This is a genomic window from Arthrobacter sp. LAR12-1-1.1 (assembly GCF_040676555.1).
GTDB lineage: Bacteria > Actinomycetota > Actinomycetes > Actinomycetales > Micrococcaceae > Arthrobacter.
In genome coordinates, this window is record NZ_JBEGIG010000023.1 from 579,988 (window position 1) to 603,309 (window position 23,322).

General features: G+C 65.7%; 27 protein-coding genes and 3 tRNA genes. 20 read left to right on the forward strand and 10 right to left on the reverse strand.

What is annotated here, in order from left to right; genetic code table 11:
• Window positions 1–10: 10 nt before the first annotated feature.
• The 4 genes from MRBLAR12_RS15565 to MRBLAR12_RS15580 form a co-directional block, all read right to left on the reverse strand.
• On the reverse strand, window positions 11–931 hold the full coding sequence (locus MRBLAR12_RS15565) for a cation diffusion facilitator family transporter (protein ID WP_229994755.1): 921 nt from the start codon (window positions 929–931) through the stop codon (window positions 11–13).
• A gap of 10 nt (window positions 932–941) precedes the next feature.
• Window positions 942–1,394: a metallopeptidase family protein gene (locus MRBLAR12_RS15570; protein ID WP_364746977.1), complete on the reverse strand. Its 453-nt coding sequence runs from the start codon at window positions 1,392–1,394 to the stop codon at window positions 942–944.
• A gap of 9 nt (window positions 1,395–1,403) precedes the next feature.
• Complete coding sequence (locus MRBLAR12_RS15575) at window positions 1,404–2,384, reverse strand: DMT family transporter (protein ID WP_364746979.1); 981 nt, start codon at window positions 2,382–2,384, stop codon at window positions 1,404–1,406.
• Window positions 2,385–2,470: 86 nt separating this feature from the next.
• On the reverse strand, window positions 2,471–3,352 hold the full coding sequence (locus tag MRBLAR12_RS15580) for an ArgP/LysG family DNA-binding transcriptional regulator (RefSeq protein WP_364746981.1): 882 nt from the start codon (window positions 3,350–3,352) through the stop codon (window positions 2,471–2,473).
• A 65-nt stretch (window positions 3,353–3,417) separates the two neighbouring features.
• Here MRBLAR12_RS15580 and MRBLAR12_RS15585 point away from each other — a divergent pair, with 65 nt between their 5' ends.
• On the forward strand, window positions 3,418–4,023 hold the full coding sequence (locus MRBLAR12_RS15585) for a LysE/ArgO family amino acid transporter (RefSeq protein ID WP_364746983.1): 606 nt from the start codon (window positions 3,418–3,420) through the stop codon (window positions 4,021–4,023).
• Between the two features lie 131 nt (window positions 4,024–4,154).
• Window positions 4,155–4,700, forward strand: coding sequence for a methyltransferase family protein (locus MRBLAR12_RS15590; protein ID WP_229993453.1), 546 nt, complete (start codon window positions 4,155–4,157; stop codon window positions 4,698–4,700).
• 69 nt (window positions 4,701–4,769) lie between these two features.
• Here the strand turns inward: MRBLAR12_RS15590 and MRBLAR12_RS15595 are convergent, their stop codons facing one another.
• Window positions 4,770–5,789: a PHP domain-containing protein gene (locus MRBLAR12_RS15595; protein ID WP_364746985.1), complete on the reverse strand. Its 1,020-nt coding sequence runs from the start codon at window positions 5,787–5,789 to the stop codon at window positions 4,770–4,772.
• A gap of 178 nt (window positions 5,790–5,967) precedes the next feature.
• On the opposite strand from MRBLAR12_RS15595, the gene MRBLAR12_RS15600 reads away from it, so the two are divergent.
• The 3 genes from MRBLAR12_RS15600 (at window position 5,968) to MRBLAR12_RS15610 (ending at window position 6,353) form a co-directional block, all read left to right on the forward strand.
• Window positions 5,968–6,040, forward strand: a tRNA-Glu gene (locus MRBLAR12_RS15600).
• A 115-nt stretch (window positions 6,041–6,155) separates the two neighbouring features.
• Window positions 6,156–6,229: transfer RNA gene (locus MRBLAR12_RS15605), tRNA-Asp, on the forward strand.
• A gap of 48 nt (window positions 6,230–6,277) precedes the next feature.
• A tRNA-Phe gene (locus tag MRBLAR12_RS15610) sits at window positions 6,278–6,353 on the forward strand.
• A gap of 246 nt (window positions 6,354–6,599) precedes the next feature.
• Here MRBLAR12_RS15610 and MRBLAR12_RS15615 read toward each other — a convergent pair.
• The 3 genes from MRBLAR12_RS15615 to tcuA form a co-directional block, all read right to left on the reverse strand.
• Entirely contained in the window at window positions 6,600–6,932 is a 333-nt protein-coding gene (locus tag MRBLAR12_RS15615) for a hypothetical protein (protein WP_229993455.1), read from the reverse strand.
• 291 nt (window positions 6,933–7,223) lie between these two features.
• Window positions 7,224–7,907 (reverse strand): GntR family transcriptional regulator, encoded by a 684-nt coding sequence (locus MRBLAR12_RS15620; RefSeq protein WP_229993456.1) that lies wholly within the window; start codon window positions 7,905–7,907, stop codon window positions 7,224–7,226.
• A gap of 58 nt (window positions 7,908–7,965) precedes the next feature.
• Window positions 7,966–9,459 carry an FAD-dependent tricarballylate dehydrogenase TcuA gene (tcuA, locus tag MRBLAR12_RS15625; RefSeq protein ID WP_229993457.1) on the reverse strand — a complete coding sequence of 498 codons (1,494 nt, stop codon included), beginning with the start codon at window positions 9,457–9,459 and terminating at the stop codon, window positions 7,966–7,968.
• Window positions 9,460–9,699: 240 nt separating this feature from the next.
• Here tcuA and MRBLAR12_RS15630 point away from each other — a divergent pair, with 240 nt between their 5' ends.
• The 15 genes from MRBLAR12_RS15630 to MRBLAR12_RS15700 all read left to right on the forward strand — a co-directional run bounded on the left by MRBLAR12_RS15630 (window position 9,700) and on the right by MRBLAR12_RS15700 (window position 21,401).
• On the forward strand, window positions 9,700–10,680 hold the full coding sequence (locus tag MRBLAR12_RS15630) for a Bug family tripartite tricarboxylate transporter substrate binding protein (protein ID WP_229993458.1): 981 nt from the start codon (window positions 9,700–9,702) through the stop codon (window positions 10,678–10,680).
• Complete coding sequence (locus tag MRBLAR12_RS15635; protein WP_229993459.1) at window positions 10,677–11,324, forward strand: tripartite tricarboxylate transporter TctB family protein; 648 nt, start codon at window positions 10,677–10,679, stop codon at window positions 11,322–11,324. The genes MRBLAR12_RS15630 and MRBLAR12_RS15635 overlap by 4 nt, the downstream gene beginning before the upstream one ends.
• Window positions 11,324–12,832 (forward strand): tripartite tricarboxylate transporter permease, encoded by a 1,509-nt coding sequence (locus MRBLAR12_RS15640; protein WP_229993460.1) that lies wholly within the window; start codon window positions 11,324–11,326, stop codon window positions 12,830–12,832. Before MRBLAR12_RS15635 ends, MRBLAR12_RS15640 begins: the two co-directional genes overlap by 1 nt.
• 287 nt (window positions 12,833–13,119) lie before the next feature.
• Window positions 13,120–13,254: a hypothetical protein gene (locus MRBLAR12_RS15645; RefSeq protein ID WP_290369352.1), complete on the forward strand. Its 135-nt coding sequence runs from the start codon at window positions 13,120–13,122 to the stop codon at window positions 13,252–13,254.
• A gap of 310 nt (window positions 13,255–13,564) precedes the next feature.
• Window positions 13,565–14,023, forward strand: coding sequence for a hypothetical protein (locus MRBLAR12_RS15650; protein WP_229993461.1), 459 nt, complete (start codon window positions 13,565–13,567; stop codon window positions 14,021–14,023).
• A gap of 203 nt (window positions 14,024–14,226) precedes the next feature.
• Window positions 14,227–14,760, forward strand: coding sequence for an Asp23/Gls24 family envelope stress response protein (locus tag MRBLAR12_RS15655; RefSeq protein ID WP_364746989.1), 534 nt, complete (start codon window positions 14,227–14,229; stop codon window positions 14,758–14,760).
• Entirely contained in the window at window positions 14,757–14,948 is a 192-nt protein-coding gene (locus tag MRBLAR12_RS15660; RefSeq protein WP_229993463.1) for a hypothetical protein, read from the forward strand. Before MRBLAR12_RS15655 ends, MRBLAR12_RS15660 begins: the two co-directional genes overlap by 4 nt.
• A complete protein-coding gene (locus MRBLAR12_RS15665; RefSeq protein ID WP_229993464.1) occupies window positions 14,945–15,328 on the forward strand; it encodes a hypothetical protein in 384 nt (127 codons plus the stop codon). Before MRBLAR12_RS15660 ends, MRBLAR12_RS15665 begins: the two co-directional genes overlap by 4 nt.
• Window positions 15,325–15,984: a hypothetical protein gene (locus MRBLAR12_RS15670; protein WP_414645517.1), complete on the forward strand. Its 660-nt coding sequence runs from the start codon at window positions 15,325–15,327 to the stop codon at window positions 15,982–15,984. The genes MRBLAR12_RS15665 and MRBLAR12_RS15670 overlap by 4 nt, the downstream gene beginning before the upstream one ends.
• Complete coding sequence (locus tag MRBLAR12_RS15675; protein ID WP_229993465.1) at window positions 15,981–16,592, forward strand: hypothetical protein; 612 nt, start codon at window positions 15,981–15,983, stop codon at window positions 16,590–16,592. The genes MRBLAR12_RS15670 and MRBLAR12_RS15675 overlap by 4 nt, the downstream gene beginning before the upstream one ends.
• Window positions 16,593–16,741: 149 nt before the next feature.
• Window positions 16,742–18,025: an ABC transporter substrate-binding protein gene (locus MRBLAR12_RS15680; RefSeq protein ID WP_229993466.1), complete on the forward strand. Its 1,284-nt coding sequence runs from the start codon at window positions 16,742–16,744 to the stop codon at window positions 18,023–18,025.
• A gap of 7 nt (window positions 18,026–18,032) precedes the next feature.
• Complete coding sequence (locus MRBLAR12_RS15685; RefSeq protein ID WP_364746992.1) at window positions 18,033–19,070, forward strand: carbohydrate ABC transporter permease; 1,038 nt, start codon at window positions 18,033–18,035, stop codon at window positions 19,068–19,070.
• Window positions 19,067–19,966, forward strand: a complete 900-nt coding sequence (locus tag MRBLAR12_RS15690; RefSeq protein WP_364746994.1) for a carbohydrate ABC transporter permease — start codon at window positions 19,067–19,069, stop codon at window positions 19,964–19,966. Before MRBLAR12_RS15685 ends, MRBLAR12_RS15690 begins: the two co-directional genes overlap by 4 nt.
• A gap of 10 nt (window positions 19,967–19,976) precedes the next feature.
• Window positions 19,977–20,231, forward strand: coding sequence for a hypothetical protein (locus tag MRBLAR12_RS15695; RefSeq protein ID WP_229993469.1), 255 nt, complete (start codon window positions 19,977–19,979; stop codon window positions 20,229–20,231).
• 102 nt (window positions 20,232–20,333) lie between these two features.
• Window positions 20,334–21,401 carry a LacI family DNA-binding transcriptional regulator gene (locus MRBLAR12_RS15700; RefSeq protein WP_364746996.1) on the forward strand — a complete coding sequence of 356 codons (1,068 nt, stop codon included), beginning with the start codon at window positions 20,334–20,336 and terminating at the stop codon, window positions 21,399–21,401.
• 71 nt (window positions 21,402–21,472) lie between these two features.
• On the opposite strand, the gene MRBLAR12_RS15705 is transcribed toward MRBLAR12_RS15700, so the two are convergent.
• Both MRBLAR12_RS15705 and MRBLAR12_RS15710 read right to left on the reverse strand, forming a co-directional pair.
• Window positions 21,473–22,390: a hypothetical protein gene (locus MRBLAR12_RS15705; RefSeq protein ID WP_229993471.1), complete on the reverse strand. Its 918-nt coding sequence runs from the start codon at window positions 22,388–22,390 to the stop codon at window positions 21,473–21,475.
• Between the two features lie 30 nt (window positions 22,391–22,420).
• Window positions 22,421–23,227 carry an exodeoxyribonuclease III gene (locus MRBLAR12_RS15710; RefSeq protein ID WP_364746998.1) on the reverse strand — a complete coding sequence of 269 codons (807 nt, stop codon included), beginning with the start codon at window positions 23,225–23,227 and terminating at the stop codon, window positions 22,421–22,423.
• Window positions 23,228–23,322: the final 95 nt, after the last annotated feature.

Sequence of the window (23,322 nt, forward strand, 5' to 3'; positions counted from 1 at the left end):
CGGTGCCGGGTCAGGCGTGCTGGTGGGCCTCGTGCTCCGAATGCGTGGCGGGCTCGAGCTGGAACGTGCAGTGTTCGGTGTCGAAGTGGGAGCCCAGGCAGCTAGTGAGTTTGTCCAGGACGCGGTCGGCGCCCCGGGCACCCAGCGCCGCGTCCTCCACCACCACGTGGGCGGAGAAGACGGGGACGCCCGAGGTGATGGTCCAGATGTGGATGTCGTGGACGGACACGACTCCTTCCACGGCGAGGATGTGTTCGCGGATCATCTGCACGTCCACACCCTTGGGGGTGGCCTCGAGGAGCACGTCCACGACGTCGCGCAGCAGGTGCCAGGCCCGGGGCAGGATCATGAGCGCGATGAGGATCGAGGCAATGGTGTCAGCCGCCTGGAACCCGGTGACCATGATGACCACCGCCGCCGCAATGACGGCAAAGGACCCCAGCAGATCCCCCAGGACCTCGAGGTAGGCGCCGCGGACGTTCAGGCTTTCCTTCTGGGCGCCGCGCAGGATCAGCAGGGATACCAGGTTGGCGACGGCGCCGAGGACCGCCGCGGCGAGCATGATGTCGGTGTGGACCTCCGGGGTGGCGCCGAGCCGGCGGATGGCCTCGGTGAAGATGACCACCGAGATCACGATCAGGACCAGGGCGTTTGCCAGCGCCGCCAGGACCTCGGCGCGTTGGTAACCGTAGGTGCGCAGATCGCTGGCGGGCCGGGCGGCGATCCACGCGGCCAGCAGGGCGATGAAGACGCCCGCGGCGTCGGAGAGCATGTGCCCGGCGTCGGCGAGCAGGGCCAGGGACCCGGAGACCACGGCGCCAATCGTCTGCACGAGCACGACGGCGAGCGTGATGGCCAGGACGGCGACCAGGCGCTTCCGGTGCTTCCCGGTGGCGGTTACACCGTGCGAGTGGCTGTGGTCGTGTCCCATGCCTACAAGGCTATCCCCAGCCGAGCTCGTGCAGGCGCGCGTCGCTGATGCCGAAGTGGTGGGCGATTTCATGGACCACGGTCACGGTGACTTCCTCGATCACCTCATCCCGTGAGGCGCAGATGTCCAGGATGGGCTGGCGGAAGATGGTGATCCGGTCCGGCAGCGAGCCGGCGTCCCACCAGGAGTCCCGCTCGGTCAGGGGAACCCCTTCATAGAGCCCGAGCAGCACGGTGTCCGAATCCTCCCCGGGCTGCGGGGTGTAGTCGTCCTCGATGAAGATCGCGACGTTGCTCATGGTCTTCGCCAGCTCCGGCGGGATCCGGTCCAGGGCGTCACTGACCGCGGCCTCGAAATCGGCCTCGGACATCGGGAAGGGTCCGTCAGACTCGCCGCCACCGCCGTCACTGCCGTCCCCGCCGTTCGGAACGATCGGCAGGCCGGGCGGGAGGGATGAAGGCATAGGGAAACTCTAGCGGGACCGGCGCCGGGTCAGCCCCACACCCACCAGGCAGATCACGCCGCCCACCAGGCCCCAGACGGTAGGAATTTCGCCCAGGACCAGCCAGGAGATCAGGATGGTGGTGCCCGGCACCAGGTAGGTGGTGGCGGCGAGGCGCCCCGCGTCAATCAGGGAGAGCGCGTAGGCCCACGTGGTGAACGCGATCGCAGTGGGGAAGATGCCCAGATAGACCAGGCCCAGCGTGGCCGGCAGGGGAGCGGCCTGCAGCTCGGTGATCAACTGGCCGCTGAAGGGCAGGCAGCAGAGCGCGCCCACCATGATGCCAAACCACGTGGCCTGGGCGGCCGGGAACTTGCGCAGCACCGGCTTTTGGACGATCACGCTCACGGCGGCCAGTGCGGCCGCGAGCAGGCACAGCAGCACACCGGCCACGTCCGCCGTCGACCGCTGGCCGGATCCCAGCGCTATCACGGCCACGCCTCCGAACGCGATCAGGCTGCCGATGATCAGCCAGCGCGGGAAGCCCTCTTTCAGTATCACGCCGGCCATCACGGCGACCAGGATGGGGTTGACGTTGATCAGCAGGGCTGCCGTGCCGGCGTCCAGCATGTGCTCGGCGGCGTTCAGGGCCACGTTGTAGCCGCCGAACCACATGACGCCGTAGGCCAGGATGGGCCACCATTCGCGGCCCCGGGGCAGCCCCCTGAGCTTCGGCACCACCAGCAGGCCCAGCACGACGGCGGCGACCGCCAGGCGGCCGAGCGTCAGGGAGCCGGGGGAGAAGCTCGGGCCCACGGCCCGGATGCCCACGAATGCCGAGGCCCACAGGACCACGGTGACGACGACGGCGGCGATACCGAGCCTGCTGATCGGGGCCGGCTGTCCGGGACGGGTTGGTGCGGGTTGCGGGGCGGGTGCGGGGGCAACGTTCGCAGACCCTTCGTGGGGGCGTGCGGACGGAGTGGGGCCGGATGCGGAGGTTGTAGCCATGCTGCCAATCTAGCCGCTACAGCACGGTCAGGACTGGCGGTAATCGGTCACGTCTAGCCGAGATGCTGCCAACCTGCCGGACGGCCTCAGCGGAGCACGCGCGCCGCCGCCCGGACGGCGTCCGCGACGTCGGTCAGCGCCGCCGAGCCGCGCCGCCACTGCTGCCAGTAGAGGGCGACGTCCACGTGCGCGCGGCGGGAGAGCGTCTCGAGCCTGCCGGTCTCCAGATCTTCGCCAATTTCGATCTCGGGCATCATGCCCCAGCCCATGCCCCAGCGGATGGCATCGCCAAACTCCTGGGCGGCCGGCACGTAGTGGCGCGGCGGCTGAAGGGGTGCGTGGCTGAGCCGGCGCAGCCAGCGGTCCTGCAGATCGTCCTTGCGGTCGAAGACCACAACGGGAGCCGCGGCCACCGTCGCGGCGCTCACCCCTGCCCCAAACCAGCGGCGGGTGAAGTCCGGAGCGCACACCGGAAAATAGCGCATGATGCCCAGCTTGCTGGACGAGCAGCCGGGCACGGGCTTGGCTGTCTCCGTGATGGCGGCGGCGGCGGCGCCGGCGCGCAGCAGGTCCAACGAGTGCTCCTGGTCTTCGCGCAGGATCTCCAGCTGGACGTTGTCACTGGCCGCCGCGAGGCCGGCCAACGCCCAGGTGTGCAAGGAATCGCTGTTGATCACCAGCGTCAGGCGCGTTCCTGCGCGGGGCTGCTCAGGCTGCAGTTCCTCGGCCAGGTCCGCGGAGAGCAGTTCCAGCTGCCGGGCGAACCGCACCACGGCCTCGCCGGACTCGGTAAGCCCGGGCGGCCGCGCGCGGGTCAGGACGGGCCGGCCGACGGCGGCCTCGAGGGCCCGTACACGCTGGCTGACGGCCGAAGGCGTCACGGACAGATGGGCTGCGGCGGCGTCGAAGCTCCCGTACGTGAGGATTGCGGCCAGCGTCCGGGCCTGCTCGGGGGAAATTTCCATCATTAGACCATCTTATGTATCAGCAGAATCTTTAACTGGCTTCATCTTCGGCGGACCCCTACCGTGGAATGGTGATCCTTCCACTGTTTTCCGGCCTCTCCGCCGGACTGTCCCTCATCGTTGCCATCGGCGCGCAGAACGCATTTGTCCTCCGCCAGGGCATCCAGCGCTCCCACGTCGTCATGGTGGTGGCAGTCTGCGCGGTTTCGGACCTCGTGCTGATCCTGCTGGGCGTCGCGGGCGTCGGTGTCCTCCTGGACCGGGCGCCCGCTGCCATCGTGGTGATCCGGTGGGTCGGGGCCGCGTTCCTCCTCGTCTACGGGGCGCTCGCGGCCCGGCGCGCGGTCCGGGGGTCGCAACTGGAGAATCCCGGCGACAAGCCGGCCGGTGGCCGGGCCGCCGTGCTGGGCACCTGCCTGGCCTTCACGTGGCTGAACCCGCACGTCTATTTGGATACGGTGTTGCTGCTCGGGTCCCTCGCCGCCGCTCAAGGCGAAGCCGGGCGCTGGTGGTTCGCCGCCGGGGCCGGCCTGGGGAGCATTGCCTGGTTCACCGCCCTCGGCGCGGGGGCGCGTTTCCTGACGTCGCTCTTCCGGCGCCGGGCGGCCTGGCGGGTGCTCGACGCCGGAATCGCCGTCGTGATGATCACCCTTGCCGTGCTGCTGCTCGCCTGAGCACCGCGTCTGCCTCCCGTTCCTGAGCACCGCGCAAGGAGTGGAAAACCCATGCCGGTCCGGAGCCGGCCCTCAGGTCTGGGGTCGGTAGGCCCTTGTCCGCTCAATGTGGCGGGGTCACGATTGCTGGTATGACAGCATCCCCAGTGTCGGCCGGCGAAAGGAAGCGCGCAGCCATCGGTACGGCCGTCTTCGCGGTTGCCCCCGCAACGGCCGCCGGCCTGGTGCCGTGGCTTCTGACCCGCTGGGAAGTGGCCTCCCCGGTCCCCGGCGGGGTGCCTGCGCAGATCACCGGCGCCCTGCTGATCGGTGCGGGCGCGGCGGTGATCGCGAACTCTTTTGTGCATTTCGCCGTGGAGGGCATCGGGACCCCCGCGCCATTTGCCCCTCCCAAGAAGCTGGTGGTTGGTGGGCTCTACCGATACGTGCGGAATCCGATGTATGTCTCCGTCGCGGCGGCCGTCGCCGGGCAGGGACTCCTGCTAGGCGCGCCGAAGCTCTTCGTGGCCCTGGGCATCGGCGCCGTCCCGGTTGTGGCCTTCGTCCGGCTGTACGAGGAGCCGGTACTGACCCGGAAGTTCGGTGCGGCCTACGAAGAGTATCGCCGTAACGTCCCGCGCTGGCTGCCCAGGCTCACGCCGTGGCGGCCCGAGGGTCCGGAACCGTCCCGGGGCTAGTGCCGGGGCTAGGGCCAAACCCACGGCCGGTACCGGGCTGGGGCGAGACCTAAGGCATGGGTGCGGCCGCTACTTTCCGCGCCCGGACCACTCCAGCAGCCGATCCAGCGGCCAGGTGGTGACGATCCGCTCGGCGGGCACGCCGTTCGAGGCCGCGCGCTCGGCGCCGTACTGCAGGAAATCCAGCTGGCCCGGCGCGTGGGCGTCACTGTCGATACTGAAGAGGCAGCCGGCGTCCAGGGCCAGTCGGATCAGCTCGTCCGGCGGATCCTGCCGTTCGGGACGGGAATTGATTTCGACGGCCACGTTATTCTCGGCGCAGGCCGCGAATACGCGCTCGGCGTCGAATTCGGACTGCGGTCGGGTTCCCCTCGATCCCTGCAACAGCCGCCCGGTGCAGTGGCCGAGGACGTTCGTGTGCGGATCGTTGATGGCGCCCAGCATCCTCTCGGTCATGGTGCGCCGGTCGGAGCGGAGCTTTGAGTGGACGCTCGCCACCACGATGTCCAGCTGGTCCAGCAGGTCCGGGGACTGGTCCAGGGTGCCGTCCTCCAGGATGTCCACCTCGATCCCGGCCAGAAGGCTGAAGTCCCCGCCGTCCCCGTTGATGTCCGCAACAACGTCGAGCTGCTCCCGAAGGCGTTCCGCGCTCAGGCCGTTGGCGATCTTGAGGCTAGGGGAGTGGTCCGTCAGGGCGAGGTACTCCCGGCCCAACGTCCGGGCGGCGTCAGCCATGAGTCCGATCGGGGACCCGCCGTCGGACCAGTCGCTGTGGCTGTGCAGGTCGCCCCGGAGGGCGGAGCTCAGTTCTGCGCCGCCGGTCGCGAGCGGCTGCTGCCCGCGTTGCCGCAGGCCCTCAAGGTAGTCGGGTACGCCGCCGTCGACCGCCTGCCTGATGACTTCGAAGGTTCTGTCCCCGATCCCCTTCATGCTCTTCAGCCTGCCGCTGCGTGCCCGCGCCGCGACCTCGTCCGGCTCCAAGGCGCCGACAATCCCAGCTGCCTTTCGGAACGCCTGAATCTTGAAGGTGGGGGCGAGCTCGCGTTCCAGCCAGAACGCAATTTCATTGAGGGCATCAACGGCATCCATCCGTCCATCTTGCACCCACCTTGCGCCCAACTTGCACCGGCGGATGGACCGATTTTGGATAATCAGGGGGTCTGCCCTTATAGTTTTATAGTCCAGTTCGGAGGAACCCGAAAGGACAAAAACGACAGGCTTCGGCCCTTAATTTTTGCCCCGACAAGTTCAACCGGATGGCGTCCTGGCCCCCATCGTCTAGCGGCCTAGGACACCGCCCTTTCACGGCGGCGGCACGGGTTCGAATCCCGTTGGGGGTACGCAAGGAACTGGTCAAACCGGATGGAAAAGTCTGGTAGGCTAAAGGCCTTGAAAATTTGCGGTAGCGATACCGCAGACAGCAGGAAACATGCAGTACAAGCAATAAACAAGCAAGGCCCTGTAGCGCAGTTGGTTAGCGCGCCGCCCTGTCACGGCGGAGGTCGCGGGTTCAAGTCCCGTCAGGGTCGCTCTGATTGCCGGAAGAAATTCCGGCCATCAAGGTGACATGTCACCTAGGCTCTGTAGCTCAGTTGGTAGAGCGTTCGACTGAAAATCGAAAGGTCACCGGATCGACGCCGGTCGGAGCCACCAGCTAGAACCCCGCAGTTCCCAGTGTTTACACGGGAGCGGCGGGGTTTTTTCGTTGCTGCGTGAAGCCCAGGATTCAGCCTGTGTCAGCCGGAATCAGCCAAATTCTGGGACGGACCTCTGGTATCCCCTTGGTACATCGACCTGTTTCGAGAACTATTTGTGAGAACCGGGGGCCGGACGCCACTTCTCCTTTGCAGGGCTGGTTTCTGCGGCAGGTGTGACTGTTCGATGGGGATGGCGGTTTTTTCACAGCTCGGTTTGGCAGTTATAGAGAGTGGCGAGATCGTTTCGGACGCGATTCTTCGCTGGGGGTTTGGCGGTATGGCCGGCATGCGGCCGTTTGTAGACTCGCAGGCCTTCATCTTGCAGGAACATGAGTCGGCCTTTTCCTTCGTCCTGGTGAAGCCACAGAACGCTGCCGTCGAGGGCAAGCATGTCTATATTTCCTTGTGCGATGATCTCGCCCTGACGGTAGATTTCCACGTAGTCGTATCGTGAGAGTTTGTACCAGTTGCTGATGGGTTCCGGTTTTTGGGGTGTTTCCTGCTTTGGCCCGGGCGCGTGTGGGTAGGTTGTCAAGCTCTTGTCCTTGGGTAGCCGGTTGCGGCGGATGTGAGTTGGAGGTGGCAGGGTGGCATTCCAGCCACCCTGCCTCCTTCGCGTTGGCTCTATCCCGCCCCGTCTTTCGGGTTGCCTGTTGCGGTGGCATGCAGGATTAGGGTTCACGCATGCCGGAATTGGATCCGGCGGTCGGTGGAGTCTCTGGCCCTGATGACGCGGATTCTGCGCGCTGTCTGGCGGGCTAAACGTTCGACGAGACGCGTCGCGCGGGCTTGACGGCCCGGCGCGTGCAGGTGTCGGTGGCTTGCTTTAGCGGCGGGAACCGGTCAGTGGGTGTTGCAGTGCTGTCTCTCGAAGAAGCTGCAGGCGCAGGGTACGGGCTGTTTCCATGTGTTGCCGGGCGATCTTTCCCGCTTCATCGGCGTCCTGCTGCTCGATGGCGTGTATCAGGGCCTCGTGCTCGTCCAGTGCCGCCTCCCAGCGGTTAGCGGTGGAGAGTGTGGAACGCGGTGCGTGGATGAGGTGAGTTGACAACCTATCCAGCAGGTCCTGGAGGACCGGGTTGTGGGCACAGTTCCACACGGCGGCGTGGAACTCCAGGTTGGTGGTGATCCTGGTGTGGTCATCCGGTTCTTGAAGTTCCCGGTCCCGCTGCAGCAACGCCTCAAGCCGCATCAGGTCGGGGAACTGCCTGGCACGGGCTGCCTGGCGCGCGGCCTCCTCTTCGAGGAGAATCCGCATGTCATAGATTTGGATGACCTGCTGGGGGTCCACTTGGGGAACCTGGAGGCCCCTGGCCACGCGCTCGAGGAGCCGTTCCTGCTGCAGGCGCGAGAGCGCCTCCCGGACAGGTGTCCGGGAGACGCCGAAACGCGTGGCAAGCGATGTTTCCCGAACGGCGGTGCCAGGCTGATGGACTCCGGACAGGATTTCGCTGCGCAGGGTCTGGAAGATGCTCTCTCCATCAATACGTGGAGTTGCTGTGTCCGTCACGTGGCTGGTCCTTGAGGCGTTGGAGTGGTCATCGCAGAGTGCTTGTTCGAAAGGAACTTTACGCCAGAACGCCTGCGCGCCGTCCGAAGACGCAGCCTGCAGCAAGTCCGGTGCCGCCGGGGTAGTTGGTGCTGAAGAGTCCGCCGAGCATTTCGCCGGCCACGAAGAGGCCGTCGATGTGCTTTCCGTCTGCGTCCAGGACGCGGCCGTGGGTGTCGGACTTGATGCCACCGAACGTGAACGTAATCCCGCACGTGACGCCGTAGGCGTAGAACGGTCCGGTTTCGATGGGGGCGGCCCAGTTGCTTTTGACCGGTTCGGTGGTGGCCTTCCGGCCGTCCTTGATGGTGGGGTCGAACGGGACGGAGCGGTCGATCGAGTTGTTGAAGTCCGTGATGGTCTTGGACAGGCTCTCTGGGTTCAGGCCGATTTTGGCGGCCAGGTCCTCGATGGTGTCCGCGATCTCGACGGAGATGCCGGGCATGTCGTATTCCTCGCCGCGCAGCATCGGTCGCAGGGTTGCGTCGAAGATCTGGTAGGCCACTGACCCGGGCTGCTTGAGGATTTCCTTGCCGTATTTGGCGTAGGTGTAGTTCCTGAAGTCCGCGCCTTCGTCCAGGAATCGTTTGCCGTCGGTGTTTACGATGATGCCAAACGGGTAGCTCTGCCGGGTCAGCCGGTTGGTGAGCTCGCGGTTGCTCTCGTTGGTGGCCGTGAAGGCATCCCACTGGACACTGTGGCAGGTGCCCCAGTCGCCGCCCTTGGTCGCGCCGATCGCCAGGGCCGCGGCAATCATGTCACCGGTGTTGTACGGGGTTCCGCGGACCTTGGCGTTTTCCCAGCCTTCGCCCAAGTGCTCCTGGCGCCACTGGGGGTCCGCCTCGAAGCCGCCGGCGGTGAGGATGACGGACTCTGCCGTCAGGCGCAGTTCGCCTTCGGCGGTTTTGACTACGACGCCGGCAACGCGGCCGTTTTCGACGACGAGGCTTTGTGCCTCGTGGCCGTAGCGGACATCGATGCCGAGCTCTGCGGCAAGCCTGGTGTGGTCCTCGATCAGGCCCTCACCGCCGCCCACGTTCCCCACATGCAAGCCGCCCCAGAAAAGGTAGGACCCGTCGGCGCGCTCATAGGCCTGACGCTCGTACATCAGGCGGTACTTCAGACCCAGGCTGTTGAGCCACCGCAGAGTGGACTGGCTCTCCGCGATAAGAACCTCCGTCAGTGCGGGATCGTTCCGGCCCTCCGTGACCTTTTCCAGGTCCGCTGCATATTCTTCAGCGCTGTAGGAAGGAACAACAGTGCGGCCGTGCCGCTCATCCGGTTCCACCAGGCCCTGCAAATCATCCAGACCGTTATGCACTATCCGGGTGGCGCCGGCGGTGTAGAAGCTGTTGCCGCCTGCCATGTCCTTTTCGCCTTTTTCCAGCAGTACAACGCGCCGCCCGCGCTCCGCTGCAGCGTGCGCCGCCGTAAAACCGGCGTTCCCGCCGCCCACCACAATCACGTCAACGCTGTCCGTAATCCGCGGTCCGGCTCCATTACCGATCGACATTGGCTGTCCTTTCACTGGTTGATGAATCCAACTGTATACAAACGTATGCATATGGCGCAAGATCGATATTGCAGATCAAAACTTGCCCGTGACTGCCATCACAGGTATAACTGTATTTCATTGTGTACAACAGTATCCCTGAGTGCTCTGAGAGTCTTGGATCACCGGGATGCGGCTGAGGCCAAGGCCCCAGCAGAGTACTTTCGCACCGCCCAACAACGTCGTTACGGAACGAGAACCATGAAAAATCCCCTACGCAATGCCGTGTTCGGCCTGGTCGTGGCCGTCGTGGCCACGCTGGCGTTCATCAATGCCGGCACGGCCGGTGGAACGAGCACGGCCCGGAACAAGCTCACCCTGATCGCCCCGGCAGCACCTGGTGGCGGCTGGGACGGATTTGCCCGTGAAGGGCAGCAGGCGCTCAAGAGCGGCGGCGTGGTCAATAACGCTCAGGTGGTCAACGTGCCCGGAGCCGGCGGGACCATCGGCCTGAGCCAGTTTGTCCAGATGCCCGGGCGCGAAGACGCCCTCCTGGCGACCGGTGGTGTGATGGTGGGGGCCATCGAACTCGGAGACAACCCGGAGTCCATGGCTGACGTTGTTCCCATCGCCCGGCTGGCCGATGACTACGCGGCGCTGGTGGTCCCGGCTGACTCTGAGTTCAAGACCCTCGACGATTTCCTGGCCGCATGGAAGCAAAACCCCGGCGGAACCTCAATCGGCGGCGGATCCCTGGGCTCGATCGACCATCTTCTGAGCGCCATGGTCGCCAAAACGGTCGGCATCGATCCTCAGGAAGTGAACTACATCGCCTACTCCGGCGGCGGTGAGGCCCTGACCTCGCTCCTGTCCCACACCACGTCCGCCGGCATGTCCGGCTACAACGAAGTCAGCGACCAGATCGAGGCCGGAACACTGCGCGCCCTGGCCATCTCTTCGGAAGAGCGGCTGGAAGGCGTAGACGTTCCCACCTTCAAGGAGCAGGGCGTAGACGCGGCGATGTCCAACTGGCGAGGATTTGTGGCCGCGCCAGGCATCACCGATGAGGCGAAAGCGGAGTTCATCAAGATCGTCACCGAGATGCGCAGCACCGACCACTGGCAGGAAGCGCTGAAGCGCAACGACTGGACGGACACCTTCACCACGGGCGAAGAATTCGAACAGTTCATCAACAACGAAGTTGCAACGGCCCAAGAAATCGTAAAGGACCTCGGCCTATGAGCATCACCCAGAACCAGCCAGAAGCAGGATCCGCCCTGGAGCCGCACGGTAAACCGAAGCGCCGCTTTGGGACAGGCCGCAGCGAATTCGTTGTCGTCGCCGTGCTTTATGCAGTGGCCATCCTCCTCACCATCGGCACCGTGACCATGCATGTGCAGGGCAAATCATCCCCCGGACCGCAGTTCTTCCCCATCATCGTGTGCATCCTGCTGTATCTGGTGGCGACCCTCCTGGCCATCCAGATCCTCCGCTCACCGCAGATCCCTGACAATTCCATCCACCCCGGACACGGACAGTTCTCGGCGGACATGCTGCACGACCTCGGTCACCTGGGGAAGGAAGAAGCCGAAGCGTTTGACGATGCGCCATCCAAAACCCCAGCCAAAACCTGGAAGACGTACTCGGACTGGCGGACGGTCGGCCTGATGCTGGCCGGGGTCGTGGCCTTCGTCGCGCTGCTGGAACCGCTGGGCTGGATCATCAGCGCGACGATACTGTTCTGGGTTGTTGCCTACGCCCTCGGCAGCCACCGACGATTCTTCGACATCGGCGTGGGCCTGCTCTTCTCCTCAATCATTCAACTGGCCTTCGGCGCCGGGCTGGGCCTCAGCCTGCCTTCCGGCTTCATAGGAGGGATCCTCTAATGGAACAACTCGAACTCCTCATGGGTGGCTTCGCCAGCGCCCTGACCCCCATCAACCTCCTCTGGGTGCTAATCGGCGCACTCCTCGGCACCGCCGTCGGCGTCCTGCCGGGGCTCGGCTCCGCCATGGCCGTGGCGCTGCTGCTCCCGGTGACTTTTTCACTGGAACCGACCGCGGCATTCATCATGTTCGCCGGCATCTACTTCGGCGGCCTCTTCGGCGACTCCACCTCAGGAATCCTGCTCAACACCCCCGGCCACTCCTCGGCCATCGCGTCCACGTTCGAGGGACACCGGATGGCCAAAAGCGGACAGGCGGCCAAAGCGCTTGCCACCTGCGCCATCGGAGCCTTCATCGGCGGCCTAATCGCCACCACCCTGGTGGTCTTCTTCGCCCCCACACTGGTCAAAATGGCCACGGTCTTCGGCCCGGCCGAGTACTTCGCCCTGGCAGTGTTCGCCTTCCTCGCCATCTCCGCCGTCGTCTCCGAATCCGTGATCCGCGGCATCGCGGCCCTCGGAATCGGCCTCGCCCTGGCCCTCGTCGGCATTGACGGCCCCAGCGGCACCGCCCGCTTCACCCTCGGCATGCCCCAGCTCTTCGACGGAATCTCCGTCATCGTCATCACCGTCGGGCTCCTGGCACTCGGCGAGGTCTTCCACATCGCATCCCGCATCCACCGCGACCCGATCGCCACCCGGATCGAAACGAAGGGCCGGGCGAGGCTGAACCTCGCAGACTTCAAAAAGGCCCTCCCGGCCTGGCTGCGCGGCACCGCCTTCGGCGCCCCCTTCGGGCTGATCCCCGCCGGCGGCGCAGAAGTCCCCACATTCCTGGCCTACGGAACCGAAAAACAACTGGCCAAGCGCCGGAACGATCCGGATTTCGGCACCACCGGCTCTATCCACGGCCTCGCAGCCCCGGAAGCCGCAGCCAACGCAACGGCCGGCACCGCCATGGGCGCCCTGCTCGCACTGGGGTTGCCAACGTCGGCCACGGCCGCGATCATGCTTGCAGCATTCCAGCAATACGGCATGCAGCCAGGCCCGCTGCTCTTCGAACGAAGCGGTGACCTGGTCTGGGCCCTGCTGGCCTCACTGTTCATCGGCCTGGTCATCCTCGTGATGATCAACATCCCGTTCGCCTCCGTCTGGGCAAAGCTGCTCAGCATCCCCAAGCACTACCTCTACGCCGGCATCACCGTCTTCTCCATGCTCGGCGTATACGCGGTGAGCTCCGCAGTGCTTGATCTGTGGCTACTGATCGCCATAGGGCTCGTCGGATTCCTGATGCGCCGCTACAACATCCCGCTGGCACCCGTTCTGATCGCAGTGATCCTCGGCCCGATGGCCGAGACTGAACTCCGCCGTGCACTGGCAGTCTCCGAGGGCAACCTGGGCATCCTGATCGACAGCCCCATCACCATCACTCTCTACCTGGTCCTGGCCGCCGCCCTCGCTCTCAGCGCCGTCCAGCACCTCCGCCACCGGGCCAGCCGGAAGGTCTAGTCACCTGAGCCGCAAACGAGGCCCCTGGCCTCTCGATTGCCCGCACGGACAATCGAGAAGCCAGGGGCCTGTCATCTTTCGGACTGACAAAACCGCAAGCCGACCATCTGTCCTCAGTTCAAGTAAACCGGGTTCCGGCCGCTTCAAATACGACCGTTTCCGCTACAAACCACCAGGCGCGATTTGCTGCTTCGGTCCGCCGGTATCGTGCTCGAATTTGGGGACATGGACTTCCGGCCGCCGGTGTTCCATGACCTGAGGCCACCGCCGTCAGCCTGTATCTGTCCGTGACCAAGAACGTCAAGCATGTGCAGCGTATTGCCGGTCACAAGGACGGTACGACGACGATCAACACCTACGGCGCACTGTTCGATGACGATTTCTTCAAGGCTGCGGCCGGGCTGGATTCGCTGACCAAATGAATCGAAAGGTCACCGGATCGACGCCGGTCGGAGCCACCACTGGGAAGCATCAGTTCATTGAGAACTGGTGCTTTTCTTCTTTAACACCATCGATCGCTCCGTAACGGCCCTTCTGAAGGGTCAAAAGGGCAGTTACGGAGCAATCGACAGGGAGACGGACGGCCGCATCGACGGGGGCCGACGGCGGCGACCGGTTGGGGGCCGGGCCGCTGGCCGGGCTAGACTCGCACGCTGGGGAAAGAACACCAAGGCCGTCGGAAGCCCGGTCCGGGCAGGCGGCGCAATCTCAACCGAAAAGTGATTCTGCAACGTGATTTCGAAGAATATTGCCCGTCCTCTCACCGCCGCCACCCTCCTCGCAGCCCTCGCCCTCGCCGGCTGCTCGGCACCCCAGGCCGGCAGCGCGCCGTCGTCCGCCGCGGGCCCGTCCACTGCTTCAGCCTCAGGCACGCCGAGCCCCAGCAAGACCTCCGGGCCGTTCGGCGGTTTCGCCAGCGCCGGCGAGGCCTGCACCAAGATCTCGGAGCAGGCCACCGGCGCCACGCTCCTTCCCCTCTCGGCCGCCCAAGGCAAGACGGCGGAGCTGGAACAGTTCAAAGCCGACCTGGCCGAGACGGCCGAGCGCGTTCCTGACAGCCTGAAGGCCGATTTCGCCAACCTCAAGGAAGTGGCCGTCGCGGGCGTCACCGACCAGACCGTCTTCTCCAGCGGCAAGCTCCAGGCCGCCATGGCACCCGTAACAACCTGGATCGCCACCAACTGCAAGTAGGGAGTCAGATCAGGCCACCGCCCGCATCGACTCCCGGCTGACGTCCCGCAGCTGACCAGCGGACGCCAGTCCTGCTCCCCGACGCACTTCGCCGGTTCCCACGGCCCGCACCTGCGCCGGCCGTGGGAACGGGCGCGGCAAGATTCCCCCGCGCGGCCCAAGGCAGGGACTAGGGTTGTGTCAAAGAGAAGGGGGAGTGCGTTATGGAATACCAGAATTCTCAACCCGTTGCCGGTCCCGCGGCCGGTCAGCCCGTTCCCGCGGCCGGTCAGCCCGTTGCCGGTCAGCCCGTTTCGGGTCCCGTTGCCGGGCTGCCCGGTGCAGGTCTGTCCGTGCCGGCGGGCACCGGCCGCACGGTTATATCGGAAGCCGCAATCGCCAAGGTCGCGGGCATCGCCGCCCGATCGGTACCAGGGGTCTACTCGTTGGGATCAGGGCCGTCACGCGCCCTGGGGGCGATCCGCGACGCCGTCGGCAGCGCCGATCACGCAGCGGGCGTCCGCGTGGAAGTCGGCGAAACCCAGGTGGCCGTGGACATCGATCTCGTCGCGGTGTACGGTACCCCCTTGCATGCCCTCGCGGACCAGATCCGCACCGCCGTCTACTCCGCCGTCGAGGAACTGGTGGGGCTCGAGGTGATCGAGGTAAATATCGAGATCAATGACGTTTATGTGCCCGGCCCGGCCAAACCGGCCCCGTCCGCCGAGGCCCGTCCGGTCAGGGAGGCAATCCAATGAGTCTGACGGTAGTGGGAATCGCCATGGGGGCCTTTGTGGCTTTCATGTCCTTCCAGTTCGGCGTCTGGGGCTTCCTCGGTGCCCTGTTCTTCATGGGCATCGGCGCTCTCCTGGGCCGGGCCGCAGACGGGAAGCTGGACCTGCGCAGCGTGTTTGACGCCCTCACGGGCCGGCGTTCCTCCTCATGAACATGACGGCTGAAACGCCGATCCGCGGCGCCGCAATGGCCGGGCATAACCGCATCAGCACACAGGCCCTGACGAGTGTGGCGAGGGCCGCCGCGGGTGAGGCCCTCGGTGTGCCGGCGCACGATGTGCGCGCCGAGTGGTCGGACGATGACGGGCTGCTCGCGCTCTCGCTCGTCATGCCCGTCGCGGTCCCGAATCTCAGGGTGGTTCTCCGGGATCCCGGCCGCGTCGCCGGCTTCGGCGGTTCCATCTGGGAGCGTGCCGTCGCCGCCAAAGCCCAGATCCTGCGACGCGTGACCGAACTGACCGGCGCGCAGCTGAGCCGGGTGGACATCCGCATCAGCGGGGCCACCGTGCGCGGGGGAGGTCGGGTGCGTTGAGCCAGGACACCCAAAACACCGGTATCGGCTCCGGCCCGTACGAGGCAGATGCGGTGGCGGGGAGCGAACCCCTGGGCTCCGGTGCCGCGGGCATGGACCGGATTCTGAAACGGGAGACGCACTCATCGCGGGCCGTCGTCTCCGTGCTGGCCGCCGCCCTGGTCATGGCCGTGTGCGGTTACGCGCTGCTTGAAACTGCGGTCCGTGCGGTCGGGCAGCCGCCGTGGCTCGTGGATCCGCAGACCGCGGCCGAGCGGGTGGTCGCGCTCCCGGCCGGAATCGGCCCGCTTCTACTGCTCGTCATAGGCGTCGTGATCGCCATAGCCGGATTGTTTTTCTTCCTCAACGCCGTGCTGCCCGGACGGCGGGCGCGCCACCTGCTCCCGGACCGCCGGGCCGCCGTCGTGGTTGACGATGAGGTGATCGCCGCGGCCCTGGCGCGCCGAGCCCGGCTGGCCGCCAACGTGACTCAGGAACAGGTGATGGTGGTCGTGTCGCGGAACCGGGTCATGGTCAACGTCCGGCCGACCTCCGGTGTGCCGCTGCGCCCGGACGCCGTCCTGGACGCTGTGCGGCGTGAGCTGCAGGAAATGGGCCCCTGGCCCATGCCGGAAGTGCGGATCCAGGTCTCCACGGCAGGGGTGGTGGGGGCATGAACAACACTCCCAGGGTCCTGAACCGCATCCTGATCGGCATCCTTGGCATCAAGCTTCTAGCCATTGGCGTGCTTGTGGTGCTGCTGGCGAGCGTCCCCGCCGTCGGCGTGTGGTGGCATGACTGGGCGGGCGGCGTCCTGAACTTCTGGCTCGATTTGTTCGAACGGACGCAGTTCCCCCGCCGCCAGGAGAGCTGGCTGTGGCTCGTCATCTGCTTTGTGCTGGTGGTGGTGCTTGGCCTGATGGTCGCCTGGATTGCCCAGCAGGGCAAGGGCCGGACCAGCCTGATCGTGGCCGAGGAGGACCCGGGCGACGTGCCGGGCAACGTCGGAATCGGCGGCGGCGTGGCGGAGCAGACGATCCGCGCGGCCCTTGCGGATCGGCCCGACCTGACCGGAGTCTCGGTAACCGCCTACGAGATCAAGGGGGAGCCGGCCCTCAAGATCCGGGTGGAGCCCCGACAGGGCGTCGCCCCGCAGGCGCTTGCCTCCGAGGTTTCTTCATTGGTAGAGGCGCTCGACGCCGTGATCGGCAAGCGCACCCCCGTCCTGATCCACATCGGATCCGGGGCACGGTCGCGGTTTGGCCGTGCCGAGCGGGTCCGCTGAGGCGGCTCCCCGACGGGGCCACGGAATCTCCTTTGCATAAAGGTTTCATGTAAACGCTTGCATTCTGCATGACGTGTTGATTACTGTGATGGTCGGCACACCATCAGTACGGCCGTTTTTCACCGGTACTCAGCGAGGAGCACTCCAGTATGAAAACCCGCAATTTCCTACTTCCCGCCGCCACGGCAGGCATTTTGGCCATCACCCTTTCGGCGTGTGGCGGCGGAGGTGGCGGCACTACCAGCGGCAGCGACGCCGCCTCGCAGGGCCTGGATGGACGCGGCCCCATCACTTACGTCCAGGGCAAGGACAACAGCAACGTGGTCCGCCCGCTGATCGAGAAGTGGAACGCTGCCCACCCGAACGAGAAGGTCACCTTCAAGGAGCAGACCGACCAGGCGGACCAGCAGCACGACGACCTCGTCCAGCACTTCCAGGCCAAGGACCCCGGCTACGACGTTGCGAGCGTCGACGTCGTCTGGACCGCCGAATTTGCCGCCAAGGGCTGGCTGCAGCCGCTCAAGGACAAGATGGCGCTGGATACCTCGGCCATGCTGAAGCCGACCGTCGAGGCCGCCTCCTACAAAGGCACGCTGTACGCGGCACCGGAATCTTCCGACGGCGGCATCCTGTACTACCGCAAGGACCTGGTCCCCACGCCCCCGAAAACCTGGGACGAGATGATGGGCATGTGCTCCATCGCCAAGACCAACAACATCGGCTGCTACTCCGGCCAGTTCAAGAAGTACGAGGGACTGACCGTCAACGCCTCCGAGGCGATTAACTCCGCCGGCGGAGCCGTGCTGGACGAGAATGGCAAGCCCAACCTGCTCACCGCGGAAGCAAAGGCTGGCATGGCCAACCTGACCAAGGCCTACGCAGACGGCGAGATCCCGAAGGAAGCCATCACCTTCCAGGAAGAGGAAAGCCGCCAGGCGTTCCAGGACGGCAAGCTGCTGTTCCTGCGCAACTGGCCCTACGTCTACAACCTGGCCACCACCGAAGGATCCTCCAAGGTCAAGGACGTCCTGGGCATGACCGCCCTCCCCGGCAAGGAAGGCCCGGGCGCCTCGTCCCTGGGCGGCCACAGCGCCGCGATCAGCGTCTACTCGAAGAACAAGGCCACCGCAGTGGACTTCCTGAAGTTCCTCACCACGGAAGAAACCCAGAAGTTCTTCGCCACGCAGGGTTCGCTCGCCCCGGTGCTCGGCAAGCTCTACGATGACCAGGAGCTCGTCGCCAAGCTGCCGTACCTGCCGGTCCTGAAGACCTCGATCGAGAACGCCGTGCCCCGTCCGGTCACCCCGTTCTACCCGGCCGTCACCAAGGCCATCCAGGAAAACGCGTACTCGGCCATCAAGGGCGAGAAGACCGTAGACGCGGCCCTGTCTGACATGCAGAAGTCCATCGAGTCCGCTAGCGCGGGACAGTAGGTCCATCATGGCAACTGAAGTAGGCCCGACGTCGGTCAAGGCACCGGCGTCGGGCGGGGCACCGATCCACCACGCACCCAAGGGTGTTGGGGAGGACAACCGCATCGCGACGCAGGGGCGCTGGGCAGCCTGGCTCCTGGCGCCGACTATCCTCGCATTGTCAGTAGTGATCGTGTACCCGATCATCACCGCCATTGTGATGTCATTCCAGAAGGATGCCGGTCTGGACCCCGCCACGGGGCTCTTCGTCGAGGGCGGCCCGGCCGGCTTCTCGAACTACTACAACTGGATCTTCCAGCAATGCCCGGCTCCGGACGGCGGAACCGTGGACTGCCCGCCGGGAACCCTCGGCGCGCAGTTCTGGTCCGCCACCGGCACCACCTTCTTCTTCACCATCGTCACGGTGGCCCTGGAGACAGTGCTCGGCTTCTGGATGGCCGTCATCATGGCACGGGCCTTCAAGGGCCGCAGCCTGGTCCGTGCAGCCGTCCTGGTGCCGTGGGCCATCCCCACCGCCGTTACGGCCAAGCTGTGGCTGTTCATCTTCGCCTTCGAAGGCATCGGCAACAAACTCTTCAACACCACCGTCCTGTGGACCGGCAGCGAATGGCCTGCCAGGTGGGCCGTGATCATCGCGGACGTCTGGAAGACCACTCCCTTCATGGCGCTGCTGATTCTCGCCGGCCTGCAGATGATACCCGCGGAAGTGTACGAGGCAGCCAAGGTCGACGGCGCCTCAGCCTGGCAGCGGTTCCGCATGATCACCCTGCCGCTGGTGAAACCGGCGCTCATGGTGGCCATCCTGTTCCGCACCCTGGACGCACTGCGCATGTTCGACCTCCCGTACATCCTGACCGGCGGAGCGAACAACACCACCACGCTGTCCATCCTGGTGATCAACCAGATCAGGCAGGGCTTCAACGCGGCGGCAGCCTTGTCCACCATCACATTCATCATCATCTTTCTGGTGGCTTTCATCTTCGTACGCTTCCTTGGAGCGAACGTCGTGGAGCAGCAGACCGGCGCAGGTAAGGGGAAGAAATGACCGCCGCGACGAGCGCCGCAACCGAGCTGCGCGCACAACAGGACAAGGGCCGGAAGGCCGCGCAGAACCGCGAGAAGTGGGCTCAGGGACGCACCTACATCAGTGCGGTCGTGATCCTTTTCTGGTGCCTCGCTCCGGCTTACTGGATGGTGGTGACGGCGTTCCGCGACGTCGGCTACACCTACGACACTTCGATCCTGCCGACCCACGTGACGCTGGACAACTTCAGGACGGCATTCGACACGTCCTTCGGCAACCACTTCGGCCAGGCACTGCTCAACAGCTTGTTCATCGGCACCGTGGTCACCCTGGTTTCGCTGGTGATTGGCGTGTTTGCCGCCTATGCCCTGGCCCGCCTGAACTTCAAGTTCAAGTACCTCGTGCTGGGCTTCATCCTGGGGGCCTCCATGTTCCCCGGCGTCGCCCTCATCACCCCGCTGTTCCAGCTCTTCACGAACATCGGCTGGATGGGCACCTACCAGGCCCTGATCATCCCGAACATCTCGTTCGTGCTGCCGCTGACCGTCTACACCATGACCTCCTTCTTCCGCGAAATGCCGTGGGAGCTCGAGGAATCGGCGCGCGTCGACGGCTGCACCCAGGGACAGGCGTTCCGGAAGGTGATCATGCCGCTGGCCGCCCCGGCCATCTTCACGACCGCCATCCTGGCGTTCATCTCCTCGTGGAATGAATTCCTGATCGCCAGCCAGCTCTCGTCCGACGCAACGCAGCCGGTCACCGTGGCCATTGCCAGCTTCGCCGGTGCGCAGCCGAACCAGATCCCGTACACCGCGATCATGGCCGCAGGCACCATTGTGACCATTCCCTTGGTCATCCTGGTGCTCGTGTTCCAGCGTAAGATCGTTGCGGGCCTCACCGCCGGCGCGGTTAAGTGACTGCGGCGCCATGACTGACGAGCAGAACCAGGGCCACGTGCCGGCGACGCGTCGAAAGGTGCGTTCCGGCGAGGACTTCGACATCATTATCGGGTTCCTGGGCTTCTGGGCCGTAGTGCTGCTGGTGGTCACCGTCTGGATGGAGGTGACCGCCCAGCCGGCCCTCTTCTGGGCCCTGGGTCTGCTCGCCATGCTGCTGGCCCTCTACGGCATGATCCGGCTGCGCCGGCGCTTGCCGCGCCGGACCGCCAGCCGGCGCGCCTAGGCAGCCCAGGGGCCAGGCCTATTTATCCGCCGCGGCGAGGCGGGTGCAACACGTCTGCGGGCAGCCGACCGGCTTCCGCGGACCGTCAACAAGGGGACACAAGTGGCACGGACAGAAAGGGCGCAGCGCGGCGGCCACTCCGGCGTCAGCATTGAGGATGTTGCCGCCGCTGCCGGCGTATCCACGGCCACCGTATCCCGGGCCGTCCGCGGTTTGCCCCGCGTTTCCCCGGCAACGCGGGAGAAGATCCTCGGCATTGCCGAATCCCTGGGCTACGTCGCCTCGTCCTCGGCGTCGGGCCTGGCGACGGGCCGGACCAAGACCATTGGGGTGCTGGCACCGTTCGTCAGCCGCTGGTTCTTCTCCAAGGCCATCGAGGGCGCCGACCGGGAACTGCACTCCCGTCAGTACAACCTTTCCCTCTTCAACCTCGGCGGCCACGGCAGCAACCGTGAGCGGCTCTTCAGCAAGACCATGGTCTACAAGCAGATCGACGCACTGCTGGTCCTCTGTATGGCGCTCACCCACGAGGAAATCGAGCATCTCCAGAAGATCGATATCCCGCTGGTGGTGGTGGGCGGCCATGTCGAGGAGTGTCCCTACATTGGCATTGACGACTACGCCGCGGCCGCGACCGCAGTCCGCCACCTGATCGGGCTGGGCCACACCGACATCGCGCTCCTGCACGGCGATGACGAAACCGACCTCAACTTCGACGTCCCCAGGGTCCGGATCCAGGCCTTCCACGACATCATGCGCGAGGCCCGGCTGCCCGCCCGGGCCGAATGGGACGTGTGGGGGGACTTCACCGTTCGCAGCGGCCAGGAGGCGTTCCGGCGTCTCTGGGCCGCCGACGGGTCCAAGCCCACAGCAATCTTCTGCGCCTCGGATGAGATGGCCATGGGCGTCATCTTCGAGGCGAGCAAGGCCGGTGTGCGCGTCCCGGAGGATTTGTCGGTCATCGGCATCGATGACCACGACTTCGCCGAGGCCATGGGGCTCACCACGGTCGGGCAGCGGCCGGACCTGCAAGCCGAACTCGGCACCAAGATGCTGCTGGACGAGCTCGACGGAATTGCCGGGGCCGTTCAGTCCGCCGTGGCGCCGCACCGGCTGATTGTGCGGACCACGACGGCGCCGCCGCTGCCTAAGTCCGCTCGGCTCCGCTAGCGACGGTGTTCGGCGGATCAGCTGTGTCAGCCGTCCCGCGCCCGCCGCAGGGGGTTGCGGGCCGGTGAGGCCTAGGAAGCGCGGGCCAGCTGGCGGATCGGCACCCAGCGTGAGGCCAGCCGGCGGTAGGCCGCGGCGGCGCCGGTCATGTCGCCCTCCGCCAGGCACTCGATGCCGAGGCGCACGTCCAGGGGCGAATCGTCCGGATAGACCTTGTCGGCCACTCCGCCGTAGTCGAGTTCCACGGCCGAATCCGGGTGGAAGAGCTCAAGCCATTCCGTGAGCTGGGTCAGGTCCTCGAGCATGTCGAGATCAGGTGCGGCGAGGGCCAGGTGCGCCACCGCGTAGCTCACGCGCTCCAGTGCCTTGCCGATGCCCGCACGGATGCGGACCGTCACGATGTGGCCCTCGGATTCGACGACGTCGGTCGGATCCGATTCCTGGAAGAGGCAGAACCAGCTGAAGGGAATGCCCCACGTGGACGCCCGGGTATGGACCCGGCTCAGGCCATCGTGGGCCCGCACCTCATCAATGCGTTCCTGGTGCTTGTCCCGCTGTTCTTCCGGGATCAGGAGCTGGGCCAGGGGCCCGTGGATGCCTTCCATCAGGGCATTGGCGGCCAGCCCGGCGCGGAGGACCATCTGGCTGGGGCAGTACAGCAGCCGGTCCGCCTGGGGTGCGGCGGAAGTCCCGGGACCGGACTCGGCGTCGTTGTGCGCTGCGCCGGACGGCGCCCGCCGTGCCGGGGCCGGGACAACGCGGACGAGGTCGGTCCGGCCGGTGGGAAACGGGTCCCCGTCGGACCGGGTGATGCGGCCGAGGGACGCCAGGAGCTCGGCGTTCTCCACAGCAGCGCGGGACGCCTGCCCGGCGCCGGCGGCCCGCAGGGTTTCCTGCTGCTTCTCGGGGAACGCCTCGAGGGGCTCATAGATCCGGAGCGCGGAAGAGAACGGCAGTCCGGCCTGTCCATGGTAAATGTTCCCCGTCATTGGATCACGACGCTTCCTGGGCGGCAGCCATTAGTCCGCCAGTTCCGCAAGCACCGGGGCGTGGTCTGAGGCGCCCTTGCCCTTGCGCTCTTCGCGGTCGATCATCGCACCGGTGACCCGTGCCGCCAGGGCCGGGGAGGCAAGAATGAAGTCGATCCGCATTCCTTCCTTTTTCGGGAAGCGGAGCTGCGTGTAATCCCAATAGGTGTAGACGCCAGGTCCCGGGGTGTGCGGGCGGACCACATCCTGGAAGCCGGCCTCCTCAAAGGCGTGGAAGGCGGCCCGCTCGGGCTCGCTGACGTGCGTGAGGCGCTCGGCGCGGAAGTAGTCGATGTCCCAGACGTCGTCATCCTGGGGTGCGATATTGAAATCGCCCATCAGCGCAATCTGCGCCTCGGGGTCCTCCTTTACCCAGGTGCCCGCGTGGGTTTTCAGGATGTCCAGCCAGTTGAGTTTGTAGGGCATGTGTTCGTCGTCGAGGGCGCGGCCGTTGGGGACGTAGAGGCTCCAGACCCGGACACCGCCGCACGTGGCGCCGATGGCGCGGGCCTCCTGCACGGCGTCCTTGCCGTTCTTGCCGAACACAGGCTGGTCCAGGAAGGTGCGTTCGACGTCGTCCAGTCCCACGCGGGAGGCGATCGCGACGCCGTTCCACTGGCTCAGGCCGAAGTGTGCCACCTCGTAGCCCATGCTCTCGAAGAGCTCCCAGGGGAAGTTCTCGTCCTTGCACTTGGTTTCCTGGATGGCCAGGACGTCACAGTCCGTGCGCTGAAGCCAGGCCTCCACGCGGTCGGCGCGGGCGCGGAGCGAATTCACATTCCAGGTAGCTATCTTCACAGTCCCTAACTTACCGAACTTGGCCCCCGGACGAAGCCGCCAGCGGATTCTGTCCTCTGGAAATTAGTAGGAAGTCCGAGTATATTCGGCTGCAG

Excerpts from the sequence above, each read along its gene's own strand:
- MRBLAR12_RS15665 (WP_229993464.1), top strand. The coding sequence starts at position 14,945 with ATGAACATGACGGCTGAAACGCCGATCCGCGGCGCCGCAATGGCCGGG.
- MRBLAR12_RS15590 (WP_229993453.1), top strand. The coding sequence starts at position 4,155 with ATGACAGCATCCCCAGTGTCGGCCGGCGAAAGGAAGCGCGCAGCCATC.
- MRBLAR12_RS15580 (WP_364746981.1), bottom strand. The coding sequence starts at position 3,352 with ATGATGGAAATTTCCCCCGAGCAGGCCCGGACGCTGGCCGCAATCCTC.
- MRBLAR12_RS15705 (WP_229993471.1), bottom strand. The coding sequence starts at position 22,390 with ATGACGGGGAACATTTACCATGGACAGGCCGGACTGCCGTTCTCTTCC.
- MRBLAR12_RS15660 (WP_229993463.1), top strand. The coding sequence starts at position 14,757 with ATGAGTCTGACGGTAGTGGGAATCGCCATGGGGGCCTTTGTGGCTTTC.
- MRBLAR12_RS15690 (WP_364746994.1), top strand. The coding sequence starts at position 19,067 with ATGACCGCCGCGACGAGCGCCGCAACCGAGCTGCGCGCACAACAGGAC.
- MRBLAR12_RS15640 (WP_229993460.1), top strand. The coding sequence starts at position 11,324 with ATGGAACAACTCGAACTCCTCATGGGTGGCTTCGCCAGCGCCCTGACC.
- MRBLAR12_RS15655 (WP_364746989.1), top strand. The coding sequence starts at position 14,227 with ATGGAATACCAGAATTCTCAACCCGTTGCCGGTCCCGCGGCCGGTCAG.
- MRBLAR12_RS15595 (WP_364746985.1), bottom strand. The coding sequence starts at position 5,789 with ATGGATGCCGTTGATGCCCTCAATGAAATTGCGTTCTGGCTGGAACGC.
- MRBLAR12_RS15675 (WP_229993465.1), top strand. The coding sequence starts at position 15,981 with ATGAACAACACTCCCAGGGTCCTGAACCGCATCCTGATCGGCATCCTT.
- MRBLAR12_RS15685 (WP_364746992.1), top strand. The coding sequence starts at position 18,033 with ATGGCAACTGAAGTAGGCCCGACGTCGGTCAAGGCACCGGCGTCGGGC.
- MRBLAR12_RS15575 (WP_364746979.1), bottom strand. The coding sequence starts at position 2,384 with ATGGCTACAACCTCCGCATCCGGCCCCACTCCGTCCGCACGCCCCCAC.
- tcuA (WP_229993457.1), bottom strand. The coding sequence starts at position 9,459 with ATGTCGATCGGTAATGGAGCCGGACCGCGGATTACGGACAGCGTTGAC.
- MRBLAR12_RS15630 (WP_229993458.1), top strand. The coding sequence starts at position 9,700 with ATGAAAAATCCCCTACGCAATGCCGTGTTCGGCCTGGTCGTGGCCGTC.
- MRBLAR12_RS15680 (WP_229993466.1), top strand. The coding sequence starts at position 16,742 with ATGAAAACCCGCAATTTCCTACTTCCCGCCGCCACGGCAGGCATTTTG.
- MRBLAR12_RS15695 (WP_229993469.1), top strand. The coding sequence starts at position 19,977 with ATGACTGACGAGCAGAACCAGGGCCACGTGCCGGCGACGCGTCGAAAG.
- MRBLAR12_RS15570 (WP_364746977.1), bottom strand. The coding sequence starts at position 1,394 with ATGCCTTCATCCCTCCCGCCCGGCCTGCCGATCGTTCCGAACGGCGGG.
- MRBLAR12_RS15585 (WP_364746983.1), top strand. The coding sequence starts at position 3,418 with ATGGTGATCCTTCCACTGTTTTCCGGCCTCTCCGCCGGACTGTCCCTC.
- MRBLAR12_RS15565 (WP_229994755.1), bottom strand. The coding sequence starts at position 931 with ATGGGACACGACCACAGCCACTCGCACGGTGTAACCGCCACCGGGAAG.
- MRBLAR12_RS15635 (WP_229993459.1), top strand. The coding sequence starts at position 10,677 with ATGAGCATCACCCAGAACCAGCCAGAAGCAGGATCCGCCCTGGAGCCG.